The following is a 12589-nucleotide window of genomic DNA, read 5'->3' as shown; positions in this document are numbered from 1 at the left end:
TTCCTCCTACGCCCGCCGTCAGGGCAGCGGCGTGCCCCCGGTGGCGTTGAGGATCTCGGCGGTGATGAAACCGGCCTCCTGCGAGGCGAGGTAGACGTAGGCGGGAGCCAGCTCGGCCGGCTGCGCCGGACGGCCCAGCGGGCTCTGCTTGCCGAACTCGGCCGTGTCGGGCATCGTCGCCGGGATCAGGGGCGTCCACACCGGGCCCGGCGCGACCGCGTTGACGCGGATGCCGCGCTCCGCGACCATCTGCGCCAGCCCCTGCGTGAAGGTGACGATCGCGCCCTTCGTCATCGCGTAGTCGAGCAGGTGCGGACTGGGCTTGTACGCCTGCACGGACGTGGAGTTGATGACGCAGGCGCCCTCCGGCATGTGCGGCAGCGCGAACTTGGTGAGCCAGAACATGCCGTAGAGGTTGGTGCGCAGGACGCGGTCGAACTGCTCGGTGGTGATCGCCTCGATGCCGTCGGGCTGGGACATCTGGTAGGCCGCGTTGTTGACCAGGACGTCGATCCCCCCGAACTCCGCGACCGCCCGGTCGATCAGCGCCCTGCACCGGCTCTCCTCGCGGATGTCGCACGGGACGGCGACGGCCTTGCGCCCGGCGTCCTCTACCAGCCGGGCCGTCTCGCGCGCGTCGTCCTCCTCCTCGGCGAGGTGGGTGAACAGCACGTCGGCGCCCTCGCGGGCGTAGGCGAGGGCGACCGCCCGCCCGATGCCGGAGTCCCCGCCCGTGACGACCGTCCTGCGGCCCGCCAGCCGACCGGAACCGCGGTAGGACTCCTCGCCGTGGTCGGGCGGCGGATCCATCGGTCCGGTCCAGCCGGGGTGCGGCTGCTCCTGGGAGGGGAAGTCGGGCCGCGGATACCGGGTGGTGGGGTCCTGCTGCCTGCGGTGCTCGTCCGTCACGTGGGCCTCCTCGTCCTCGGGGCCGGGTGGGCAGGCCGGGTTCCCCGCTGTGACCGGCCGAAAAGCACCCTTCGCGCGCTGGTCCGGAAGCAGTCCGAATGTTTCGGAACCACTTCATCCCGTCAGTGGATCTCCACCGTCCCTATTTTGTTGTGCTCATGCACGGAGATCGCCCTGGTGAGAGCTCTGGCCTGCTGAAATGCCGCCTCCACATACCCCGATTTCCCCATCGAACGTTTCGAAATGATTACCGAAACTATTGACTGCCGACGGGGGCAGCTCAACACTTTCGCCATTCCCGTCCCCGAAGGAAGAGGCGCGCACATGACCGCGTTCATCCATCCGAAGAACCGCGGACGCGGGCGGTTCCGCATGCTCGTCCGAAGTGCCTGGGCCGTCGCCCTGGCCGCCGTGGTGGCGATGCTGCTGCCGGGAGCCGCCCACGCGGACACCGTCGTCACGTCCAACCAGACCGGCACCAACAACGGCTACTACTACTCGTTCTGGACCGACAGCGCCGGGACCGTGTCCATGAACCTGGGCTCCGGCGGCACCTACGGCACCTCGTGGAGCAACACCGGCAACTTCGTCGCCGGCAAGGGCTGGAGCACCGGCGGCCGCAGGGCCGTGACCTACTCCGGCACCTTCAACCCGTCCGGCAACGCCTATCTGGCGCTCTACGGGTGGTCGACCAACCCGCTCGTGGAGTACTACGTCGTCGACAACTGGGGAACCTACCGGCCCACCGGCACGTTCAAGGGCACCGTCACCAGCGACGGCGGCACCTACGACATCTACCAGACCACGCGGTACAACGCCCCCTCGATCGAGGGCACCCGCACCTTCAACCAGTACTGGAGCGTCCGGCAGTCGAAGCGGACCGGCGGAACCATCACCACGGGCAACCACTTCGACGCCTGGGCCCGCGCCGGAATGAACCTGGGCACCTTCAACTACATGATCCTCGCCACCGAGGGATACCAGAGCAGCGGAAACTCCAACATCACGCTGGGCGACAGCGGTTCGGGCGGCGGCGGTGGCGGCGGTGGCGCTGGTGGCACCGGTTGTACCGCGACCCTCTCGGCGGGCCAGCAGTGGGGTGACCGGTACAACCTGAACGTGTCGGTGAGCGGGTCGAGCAACTGGACGGTGACGATGAACGTCCCGTCCCCGGCGAAGATCCTCTCCACCTGGAACATCAGCGCCGCCTACCCCGGCAGTCAGGTGCTGACCGCCAAGCCCAACGGCAGCGGCAACAACTGGGGCGTCACCGTGCAGCCCAACGGCAACTGGACCTGGCCGACGGTCTCCTGCACACCGAGCTGACCCCGCCGTCCCCGAGTGGAGGACCGATCCGCATGAGCACCAGACCGCGTCTCGCGACGCGCCGGCCGGGCGCGGCCCTGGCCGTCCTCGCGCTGGCCGCCGCCGGCACCCTCACCGTCCAGGCCGCCCCGGCGAAGGCCGCCACCTGCAACGGGTACGTCGGACTCACCTTCGACGACGGCCCGTCCGGGAGCACCCCGGGCCTGCTCGACGCCCTGAAGCAGAACGGGCTCCGGGCCACCATGTTCAACCAGGGCCAGTACGCCGCCGCCCGTCCCGCCCAGGTGCGCGCCCAGGTCGACGCCGGCATGTGGGTGGGCAACCACAGCTACACCCACCCGCATCTGCCGCAGCTCTCCTCGTCGCAGATCGACTCGGAGATCTCCCGTACCCAACAGGCGATCGCGGCAGCGGGCGGCGGCACTCCGAAGCTGTTCCGGCCGCCGTACGGCGAGACCAACGCGACCGTGAAGTCGGTCGAGGCCAAGTACGGCCTCACCGAGATCATCTGGGACGTCGACTCCCAGGACTGGAACGGCGCGAGCACCGACGCGATCGTCCAGGCCGCCGCGCGGCTCACCAACGGCCAGACCATCCTCATGCACGACTGGTCCGCCAACACCCTCGCCGCCATCCCCCGCATCGCGCAGGGACTGGCGGGCCGCGGCCTGTGCGCCGGCATGATCTCCCCCCAGACCGGCCGGGCGGTGGCACCCGACGGCAGCGGCGGCGGGGGCGGTGGTGGTGGCACGGGTTGCACCGCGACCCTCTCGGCGGGCCAGCAGTGGGGTGACCGGTACAACCTGAACGTGTCGGTGAGCGGGTCGAGCAACTGGACGGTGACGATGAACGTCCCGTCCCCGGCGAAGATCCTCTCCACCTGGAACATCAGTGCCGCCTACCCCGGCAGTCAGGTGCTGACCGCCAAGCCCAACGGCAGCGGCAACAACTGGGGCGTCACCGTGCAGCCCAACGGCAACTGGACCTGGCCGACGGTCTCCTGCGCCACCGGCTGACCGCACGCCCGGACCAAGCTCGCAGCGGGGGCACCCGAGACGTCGGGTGCCTCCGTCGCCGCGCCCGGCCGCCCCGGCCCGCCTCGCAGCCCGGACGCCGGCGCGCGACCATGGACCGGGGGCCGGTCCGGTATCCAGACGGCGGGAGGCGCCCGTGGCGCACGACGGAACGACCGACGTACTGATCGCGGGCGCCGGCCCGGTCGGTCTGAGCGCGGCGGCCGAGCTGCGCCGGCACGCAGTGCGCTGCCGGCTCGTCGACCGGCTCCCGGCCCGCCTGCCGTACGCGAAGGCGGTGGGCGTCCAACCGCGCACCCTGGAGATCTGGGACCGCATGGGCCTGGTCCGGGAGGTCCTGGAGTGCGCCGCCCCGATACGCGGCCAGCTGGCCTACGTGAACGGCCGTGAGCGGGCGCGCATCGATCTCGCGCTCCCGCCCGAGGTGCCGTACGGCTTCGCCGCGCTGCCGCAGTACGAGACCGAGCGCCTCCTGGAGGAGTACGTCGCCGGCCTGGGCACGCACATCGAGCGGGGCACCGAACTGCTGTCGTTCGAGCAGGACCGGGACGGGGTCACCGCCCGGCTGCGCACCGCCTCCGGAGCCGAGGAGGAACTGCGGACCGGCTATCTGATCGGCTGCGACGGGGCGCACAGCGTCGTCCGCAAGGGGCTCGGACTGACCTACGAGGGCGCGGCCTTCGCCGAGGAGTACATGCTGGGCGACGTGGAGACCGACTGGGAGATGCCCCACGGGTACGGCATCCGCTCCACCCACCGCGCCGCCGACGGCTCCACCGACGACCTGCTGGTCTGCATCCCGCTGCCCGGCCACAACCGCTACCGCATGTCGATGCTGGTCCCGCCCGAGCTCTCGGCCGGCCACGGGCCGGCACGGGGGGACGACGTCGAGCACGGCCCGAAGGAGGGCCGCGCCCCGGAGCTGTCCCACCTCCAGGCCGTGGTCGACCGTCTCGCGCCGAAACCGGCCACCCTCTCGCGGCTGCGCTGGTCGTCCGTCTTCCGCATCAGCCACCGCATCGTCGACCGCTACGGCGACGGACGGGTCTTCGTCGCCGGCGACGCCGCCCACATCCATCCGCCCACCGGCGCCCAGGGCATGAACACCGGCATCCAGGACGCCTGCAACCTCGCCTGGAAGCTCGCCCGTGTCGTCAGGGGCGAGGCGGGGCCCGCCCTGCTCGCCACCTATGACGCCGAGCGCCGCCCGGTCGGCGAGGAGGTCGTCGGCCGGACCGTACGGCACTCCACGCAGGGCATCGAGAACGACCCCGACGACCCGCGGACCGTGATGCTGCGCGAGGCCCAACTGCTGGTGACCTACCGGGACGGCCCGCTCGGCGCCGACCCCTACGGCCCCGGTGAGGGACCCCGGCCCGGAGACCGGGCACCGGACTGCGCGGGGCTGACCACACCGGTGGCCGGCTATCCGCTGCGCCTGCTCGACATCCTGCGGGGCCGCACGGACCACGTGGTGCTCCTGTACGGCGCCGACGCGGCCGCACTCGCCGGGGCCGCCGGGAGGGTGGGCGCCGACGGCATCCCGGCCGGCCTGTCGCCGGTCGTCCTCCTCGCCCGCGAAGCCGCGTCGGTCGCCCCGGACACCCTGCCGGTGCCCTCGTACCGTGACACCGCGGGCGAGTTCGCCCGGCTCTACCACCCCGACGGCCCCACCGGCTTCGTCGTGCGCCCCGACGGCCTGCTCGGCGCCCGCTTCCCGCTCGCCGAGACCGTCACCGCGCTCTCCGCCCGGCTCGCGGCGCCGTCCGGCTCAGCCCTGTGAGCCGGACGGCACCGGAGGCTCCCCCCAGGGCATCTCCAGCACGGCCCGCAGCTCCCGCACCGACCGGGCGCCGATGCGCTCGGCCAGCGTGCGTTCGAACGCGTCGAGGACGGCCGTCGCGCGGTCGTGCGCGCGCCGGCCCGCCGGGGTCCGGCGGATGAGCAGCTGCCGGGCCGATGCGGGGTGAGGGACCTGCTCCAGCAGGCCCAGGGCGACCAGGGTGTGCACCGCCTTGTGCGCGGTCTGCCGGGTGACGCCCATCCGGCGGGCCAGCTCGGACACCGTCGTGCCCCGCTCGTCGAGGACCGCGAACAGCTGCAGCTGGGTCGACGACACCGGCTCGGCGCCGTCCGCTTCGAGGGCCGTCAGCAGGGCGTCGTCGAACCACCGACGGGCCTCGCCCAGCAGCTGCGGCAGGCTGCGGCGTCCGGCGTCCATGTGCTCCCCAGGGTCGGACGAAGAAAAGATCAGCGAAGTCTTGCACGCTCCCGAACCATTATGTCAGCCTGGCTGACATTCGCCGCCGGCCCGATCGCCGCACGTCCGCACACGTCGGCGGCGGGCGCCCCACCACCGACGGCGGCCGGCCACCGTCGGCCACCGGCCGGCCACCGCACCACCGAGGAGAGCCGTGACCATCGAGTACGCCACCCAGTACCGCCGTGCCTCGCAGATCCCGCCCGACCCGGGCAAGCCGTACTTCATCGAGCGCGGCATGGGCGACCGCGCACTGCTGTTCACCGACCTGTTCACCGTCTACGCGGGCGGCGAGCAGACGGAGAACACGTTCAACTTCTTCACCTGCGAGGGTCCCAAGGGCGACACCATCCCGGCCCACCTCCACCCGGACACCTACGAGGTCTTCTTCGTGACGGACGGCGCGGTGCGGCTGTTCGTCGAGGACACCGCGGGCGAGCAGTACGAAAAGCTCCTCACCGGCGGCGACTTCGGCTTCGTCCCGAAGAACTGCCCCCACGCCTACCGCATCGAGCGCCACGGCAGCCGGATCGTCGGCGTCGCCGCCGGCCCGGGCGGCACGTTCGAGCGCTTCTTCGAGAACCTCGGCACGCCCGTCGAGGGCCCCGGCCTGCCCGCGTCGCCGTACGTCCCGGAACGGAGCAAGTTCGCCACCGTGCCCCAGCAGTACGACGTGCGGTTCCTGCCCGGCCACCAGTGGCGCACCCCGTGACCGCGCGTCCCGGCCTGCTCGCCGTCATCGCCGCCCCCCACCCGGACCGGGCCCCGCTGCCGCCGGCCGCACACCTGGAGGGCGGGGTCCGCCTCCTGCGCGGCGTCCCCTACGCGGACGTGCCGGGGACGCGGCCGCTCGAACTCGACCTGTGGCTTCCGGAGCACCGCCCCGGCGGGCCGTGCGTCCCGCTCGTGCTGTTCGTGCACGGCGGGGCCTGGCGCCGGGGGAGACGCGAGGACATGGGGTACCGGACACGGGACTGGGAGCCCGGCCCCTTCGCCCGGATCGCCGCCGCCGGACTGGCCGTCGCCTCCGTCGACTACCGGCTCAGCGGCGAGGCCGTCTTCCCCGCCCCGCTGGACGACCTGCGCGCCGCCCTGCGCTGGCTCGCCCTGCGCGCCCCCGAACTCGGCACGGACGCCGGCCGGACGGCCGTGTGGGGCGAATCGGCCGGCGGGCATCTCGCCGCCCTGCTCGCCCTGTCCGAAGGGGCGTCCCGGCTGAAGGGCGCCGTCGCCTGGTACGCGCCCAGCGACCTGACCCGGCAGGGCGCGGACTCGCCGGAGGCGCTGCTCCTCGGGGCGGCCCCCGCCGACGTGCCGCAACTCGCCCGCGAGGCGAGTCCCTTGGCCCGGGTCCGGCCCGGTGCGCCGCCCTTCCTGCTGGTCCACGGCGAGGACGACTCCATGGTCGACTGCGACCACAGCCGCGCCCTGGCCGCCCGGCTGGCGGAGGCGGGCGTCCCGGTCGACCTGTGGACGGTCCCCGGTGCCGACCACGTCTGGCACGGCCTGCCCGACGAGCGGGTCGACGACCTCTTCGTCCGCACGCTGAACTGGGTTCGGACGGTGACCCGGTAGCGCCCCGGCGGAGGACCGCGCCCGAGGGTCCCCGGGGCAGCCGGCCGTGTCCGACCTCTTGACCTGGTCCGAACGGCCGGTTTAGCGTTCCCGCGTCGATCACGATTGAAACGATTCAATCGTGAGTTGTTCTCCCGGACTCGAGGCGCACCATGGATGAAAGCATGACGCAGAGCGGCGGCATACCCCGGCGGACGGCCCTGGCCGCGGGACTGGCGGCGGGGGCCGGGGCGACGGTCCTCGGCGCCCTGCCCGGCGTGGCGGCCGCCGCCCCCGCGGCTGCGGTCCCCGCGACCGAAGCCACGGGGACCGCGGCCGCGGAGGCCGGCCCCGGTGCCGACTGGTTCGCCAGGCCCCCGCGGTCCGTGCGCCCCAAGTTCCGCTGGTGGTGGCCGGACGGACTGGTCGACCCCGACGAGATCGCCCGCGAGATCGACCAGATCGCGGACGCCGGCTTCGGCGGCATGGAGATCGCCGCCGTCCACCACAGCATCAAGGACAAGTCCGTCCTGGACACCGCCCGGCACGGCTGGGGCGGCGGAGCCTGGCGGGACGGCGTCGAGGCGGCCCTGAGCAGAGCCGCCAGACGCGGCGTCACCATCGACCTCACCCTGGGCCCCAGCTGGCCCGTCGCGGTCCCCGGCGTCACTCCCGACGACGGGGCGGCCGCGCAGGAACTCGCCCACGGCCGGGCCGCGGTGGCCGGCGGAGCGGTGTACGAGGGCCCGGTGCCCCCGCCCGTCCACGCGCCCGCCTCCGGCGTCACCCGGCAGCGGCTCCTCGCCGTGCAGGCGGCCCGCGTCGACATCGCCAACTCCACCCGCAAGGAGACCGGCCTCGACCCCGCCAGCGTCCGCGACCTGACCTCCCTGGTCACCGACGGCGCCCTGTCCTGGACGGCGCCGGGGGGCGGCGACTGGGTGCTGATCTCCTACTGGCAGCGCGGCTCGGGACAGCAGCCCGAGTCCGGGCCGCACTCCGCGCCGGCGGCCTACGTCGTCGACCACTTCAGTGCCGCGGGCACGGCGGCCGTCACCGGCCACTGGGACCGCGAGATCCTGACGCCCCAGCTGCGCAGGCTGCTGAAGGCGGCCGGCGGCGCCTTCTTCGAGGACTCCGTGGAACTGGAGACCGACGGCCTGTGCTGGACCTCCGCGCTGCCGGAGGCCTTCGAGAAGCGCACCGGACGGCCGCTCCTGCCGTACCTGCCGGCGGTCGTGCTCGACAACAGCAACCAGGTCTTCGCGTTCGAGGCCCAGCTCACCCGGCAGATCCGGCACGACTTCTGGGCGACCGTGTCCGACCTGTTCAACCGGCACCACATCCGCGCCCTGCGGGACTGGGCGCACTCCCTCGGCATGGAACTGCGCTCACAGCCCTACGGCCTGCAGACCGACGCCATCGCCTCGGCCGCCCTGCTCGACATCGCCGAGGGCGAGTCCCTCGGCTTCAAGAACCTCGACGACTACCGCTGCCTGGCCGGCGGCCGGGACATGGCCGGGCACACCGTCCTGTCCTGCGAGGCGGGCGCCTACAACGGGTCCGCGTACAGCACCACCTGGGACCGCTTCCTGCGCACCATGGGCGGCGCCTACGCGGCGGGCGTCAACCAGACGGTCCTGCACGGCTTCTCCTACGCCACCGCGCCCCAGGTGAGCTGGCCCGGCTTCGCCGCGTTCAGCCCGTACAACGGCGCCTCCGGCTACGGCGAGTCCTGGGGTCCGCGGCAGCCGACCTGGCGGCACGTGGCCGACATCGCCGGCTACCTCGGCCGGGTGCACCGGGTGCTCCAGTCGGGCACCGTCCGGGCCGACGTGGCGATCCTGCGGCAGACCGGCTACACCGCCACCGGCATCGGCGCCTCCTGGTTCACCGCGACGGGCGTCCCGCTCGGCTGGACCCACCAGTTCCTCAGCGGCCCGCTGCTCGACCTGCCCTCCGCCACCGTGCGCGACGGCCGCCTGGCGCCCGACGGCCCGGCGTACAAGGCCCTCTTCGTCGAGGGCGACTTCTTCTACGGCTCCACGCCCACTCTCGCCGTCGACGACGCCGGCAAGGTGCTCGCCCTCGCCGAGGCCGGGCTGCCCGTGGTGCTGCTCGGCGCCTTCGACCAGGCCCTGACGCCGGGTGTGCCCGCGGACGGCGAGACCGACCGGCTGCGGGACGTCCTCGCCCGGCTGCTCGCCCTGCCGAACGTCGTCCGCGTCACCGACAAGGCCCTCGTGGGCGACGCCCTGAACCGGCTCGGCGTCACACCGGACGTCCGCCACAGCACCCCCTCCACCCTCCTCAACGCCCACCGGGCGACCTCCGAGGCGGACTTCTACTACCTCTGCAACGGCAAGCACGCGGAGACCGTCAAGCCGGCCGTCGCGGCGATCGACCACGAGGTGACGCTGCGCCGCACCGGGTCCGGCCAGGCGGTGCCCTACCTCCTGGACGCCTGGTCGGGCGAGGCCGTCCGGCTCGCCCGGTACACCCGCGACGGCGACGACTTCACCCTGCGGATCACCCTCCAGCCGGGGGAGACGGCCGTCGTGGCGCTGGGCCGGCCCGGACTCTTCGGGGACCGCCACGGCTCCCGCCCCCACGTCGTCGCCACCGACGCCGACGAGGCCCTGTTCACCGGCGAGGGGCTCGTCGTACGGGCGAGCGCACCCGGCACGTACACGACCCGGACGGACCGGGGGCGGCCGGTCACCACGACGGTCCGTGCCGTCCCCGCGGTGATCACCCCGGGCAGCTGGCGGCTCGACGTCGAGGACTGGCGGCCCGGCACCGGTGCGACGCGCACCGAACGCGTCGAGGTCACCGTGACGCTGGACACGCTGCTGCCCTGGTCGCGCATCCCCGAACTGGCGGACAGCGCGGGGATCGGCCGCTACCGCACGACTCTCGACCTGCCCGCCGACTGGACCGCCTCCCACGGCGCCCGTCTGGAGCTCGGCCGGGTCAGCGACACGTGCCGGGTGAGCGTCAACGGCGTACGGCTCGACCCGGTGGACCGGCTGCACCCCGTCGTCGACCTCGGCACCGCGCTGCTGCGACCCGGTGCCAACGTCGTGGAGGTGGAGGTGGCGACCCCGCTGATCAACCGTCTCCGGGTGGCGCAGCCCACCGTGTTCGGCGGCGTCGCCCGCCAGGACCACGGCCTGGTCGGACCGGTACGCCTGGTGCCGTACGTGCAGGCACGCGTGTCCTGACCCGGTTCCGGGACGGCGGGCTCCGGCACCGCCGTCCCGGCCTCCCGGGCGGGGGCCGGCCTCACGCCTGCCCGGTCGTCTCCCGTCAGTTCGTACGGACCAGGTGGACGGCCGTGCTCGACCAGTCGCCGCGCGGCAGGTCGAGGTGGAGGCCGTACTCGGCGAGGACGGCGGCGTGGTGCACGGTGCCGGTGCGGGTGTCCCGGTAGCGGGCGCCGGGCGTGAGCGCCGGCAGGCGCACGGGCAGGCGCGGGCTGCCGTGCCGGGGCCCGCGCTGCCAGGCCAGCACGAGCAGCTCGGCGGCGTCCTCGGCGACGTACTGCACCACCGTCGGACGGTCGCCCAGCGGCTCGGACAGCCGGTACAGCGCACCGTGCTGCACGAGGTGGCGCACCTTCTTGTACTCGGCCACCAGCGCCGCGCCCTCGGCCAGTTCCTCCTCCGACCAGTGGGTCAGGTCGCCGCCGATGCCCAGCAGCCCGGCCATGGCGGAGTGGAAGCGGAACCGCAACGGCACCGTGCGGCCGGTGACCTGGTTCGGCACGTCGGTCACCCAGGCGGACATCGTGCGGGCGGGGTAGACCTGGCCGAAGCCGTGCTGGATGGCCAGGCGGTCGACGGCGTCGGTGTTGTCCGACGCCCAGGCCTGGTCGGTGCGCGCGAGGATACCGAGGTCGACGCGCCCGCCGCCCCCGCTGCACGTCTCGATCCGCAGTCCCGGATGGTCGGCGCGCAGCCGGTCCAGGACGCCGTACAGGTTGGTGACGTACGCGCTCCACAGCCGGTCGCCGTCCGGGGCGGCGCCGGGCCAGCCCGCCTCGCTGAAGGCGCGGTTCATGTCCCACTTCAGGAAGTCGACGGCGTGGTCGCCGACCAGCCGGGTCAGCCACCGGTACGCCCAGTCGGCCACGTCGTCGCGGGCGAAGTTGAGGACGAGCTGGTTGCGCAGCTCGCTGCGGACCCGGCCGGGGATGTGCAGGACCCAGTCGGGGTGTTCGCGGTACAGGTCGCTGTCGGGGTTGACCATCTCCGGCTCCACCCAGATGCCGAACCGCATGCCGAGCCCGCGCACGGCGTCGGACAGCGGGCCGAGGCCGCCGGGGAAGCGGTCGGGTGCCGGCGTCCAGTCGCCGAGACCGGCGCGGTCGCTGCGGCGCGAGCCGAACCAGCCGTCGTCGACGACGTACAGTTCGACGCCCAGTGCGGCGGCCCGTTCGGCGAGGGCCTTCTGGCTCGCCTCGTCGACGTCGAAGCCGGTGGCCTCCCACGAGTTGTAGAGCACCGGCGCGGTCTCCCGGCCGTGCGGCAGGACGTGGGCGAGCGTGTACGCGTGCCAGGCGCGGCTCGCGGCGCCGAACCCGCCGTCGGTGCACAGGCCGGCGAACACGGGGGTGGCGTGCTCCTCGCCGGGAGCGAGCGGCAGGCTCGTGCCCTCGTGACCGGCGCCGCCGGTCCAGCCGGCCCGCCCGTCGGGGGTGCGCTGCACGGTGACGCGCCAGGTTCCGGACCAGGCGAGGGCGGCGCTCCACACCCGTCCGTGGTCCTCGGTGGCGTCGCCCGCGTCGAGCATCACCCACGGGTTGGCGTGGTGGCTGGTGATGCCGCGCCTGCTGGTCAGCACGGTCTCGCCGTACGGAAGGGTGTCCCGGCGCAGCTGGCTCTCGGCGGACCACTGCCCGGTGACGTGGCTGAGCCGGTAGTCGGGCAGCACGGGCAGCGTCCAGGCGGCGGAGTCGGCCCGCACGAGTTCGACGCGCCGGTCCCCGGCGTTGCGCAGCACGGTCCGGCGTTCGATGACGTCGGTGTCCTCGTGCACCCGGTAGTGGAGCGCCACGTGCAGGGGGTAGAGGCGGTCGCGGAACTCCAGGACGAGTTCGGTGCTGCCGGGCGCGGGCTCGTGCACCCGGTGTCCGACGGGCTCCCACTCGAAGGCGCGGGAGCCGTCGGCGTGGCGGACCTGGAGGGAGGGCGGGCCGAAGCGGGTGCCGCCGTCGACGGGGAGTTCCTCGCCCACCGCCGGTCGCCCCTCGAAGCTGTCGCCCGCCGACCCGGCGGGGACGAGGAGCCCCGCCGCCTCCGGGAGGGTCAGCCGCGGCCCCCACGCCAGATGGCAGGGAGCGCCCGTCTCGTCGACCCGCAGGGCGTACGACGTCCGCGGGGTGGTCAGCAGCCAGATCCCGGTGTCCGGGGAGAAGGAGATCATCGGTGTCGGGCCTCACGTGGATGAACGGACGAAGGAGTGGCGAAGTGACGCAAAGCCAAACGTGACCTTCGATCACATG

At 73.4% G+C, this 12589-nt stretch carries 9 protein-coding genes; 6 read left to right on the top strand and 3 right to left on the bottom strand.

Annotation, left to right across the window (positions count from 1 at the left end; genetic code table 11):
- Positions 1-18: 18 nt before the first annotated feature.
- Positions 19-909 (bottom strand): SDR family oxidoreductase, encoded by an 891-nt coding sequence (locus tag ACIP5W_RS17865; protein WP_401473759.1) that lies wholly within the window; start codon positions 907-909, stop codon positions 19-21.
- 324 nt (positions 910-1233) lie between these two features.
- Between ACIP5W_RS17865 and ACIP5W_RS17860 the strand changes: the two genes are divergently transcribed.
- The 3 genes from ACIP5W_RS17860 (at position 1234) to ACIP5W_RS17850 (ending at position 5052) form a co-directional block, all read left to right on the top strand.
- On the top strand, positions 1234-2235 hold the full coding sequence (locus tag ACIP5W_RS17860; RefSeq protein WP_401473756.1) for a glycoside hydrolase family 11 protein: 1002 nt from the start codon (positions 1234-1236) through the stop codon (positions 2233-2235).
- A gap of 32 nt (positions 2236-2267) precedes the next feature.
- Positions 2268-3251 carry a polysaccharide deacetylase family protein gene (locus ACIP5W_RS17855; protein WP_401473753.1) on the top strand — a complete coding sequence of 328 codons (984 nt, stop codon included), beginning with the start codon at positions 2268-2270 and terminating at the stop codon, positions 3249-3251.
- A 154-nt stretch (positions 3252-3405) separates the two neighbouring features.
- On the top strand, positions 3406-5052 hold the full coding sequence (locus tag ACIP5W_RS17850; protein WP_401473750.1) for an FAD-dependent monooxygenase: 1647 nt from the start codon (positions 3406-3408) through the stop codon (positions 5050-5052).
- On the opposite strand, the gene ACIP5W_RS17845 is transcribed toward ACIP5W_RS17850, so the two are convergent.
- Positions 5041-5490 carry a MarR family winged helix-turn-helix transcriptional regulator gene (locus ACIP5W_RS17845; protein WP_401473747.1) on the bottom strand — a complete coding sequence of 150 codons (450 nt, stop codon included), beginning with the start codon at positions 5488-5490 and terminating at the stop codon, positions 5041-5043. The two genes, ACIP5W_RS17850 and ACIP5W_RS17845, sit on opposite strands and share 12 nt — an antisense overlap.
- A 193-nt stretch (positions 5491-5683) precedes the next feature.
- Here ACIP5W_RS17845 and ACIP5W_RS17840 point away from each other — a divergent pair, with 193 nt between their 5' ends.
- The 3 genes from ACIP5W_RS17840 (at position 5684) to ACIP5W_RS17830 (ending at position 10307) form a co-directional block, all read left to right on the top strand.
- On the top strand, positions 5684-6241 hold the full coding sequence (locus ACIP5W_RS17840; protein ID WP_401473744.1) for a quercetin 2,3-dioxygenase: 558 nt from the start codon (positions 5684-5686) through the stop codon (positions 6239-6241).
- Positions 6238-7104: an alpha/beta hydrolase fold domain-containing protein gene (locus ACIP5W_RS17835; protein ID WP_401473742.1), complete on the top strand. Its 867-nt coding sequence runs from the start codon at positions 6238-6240 to the stop codon at positions 7102-7104. The genes ACIP5W_RS17840 and ACIP5W_RS17835 overlap by 4 nt, the downstream gene beginning before the upstream one ends.
- Positions 7105-7256: 152 nt before the next feature.
- A complete protein-coding gene (locus tag ACIP5W_RS17830) occupies positions 7257-10307 on the top strand; it encodes a glycosyl hydrolase (RefSeq protein ID WP_401473740.1) in 3051 nt (1016 codons plus the stop codon).
- An 85-nt stretch (positions 10308-10392) separates the two neighbouring features.
- Here ACIP5W_RS17830 and ACIP5W_RS17825 read toward each other — a convergent pair whose 3' ends face one another.
- Positions 10393-12510, bottom strand: a complete 2118-nt coding sequence (locus ACIP5W_RS17825; RefSeq protein WP_401473738.1) for an alpha-galactosidase — start codon at positions 12508-12510, stop codon at positions 10393-10395.
- Between the last annotated feature and the right edge of the window lie 79 nt (positions 12511-12589).

The organism is Streptomyces sp. NPDC088766 (assembly GCF_044750845.1).
In the GTDB taxonomy this organism is placed as follows: Bacteria; Actinomycetota; Actinomycetes; order Streptomycetales; family Streptomycetaceae; genus Streptomyces.
Note: the sequence above shows the minus strand (reverse complement) of the source record. Positions and strands in the feature narration are given on the sequence as shown.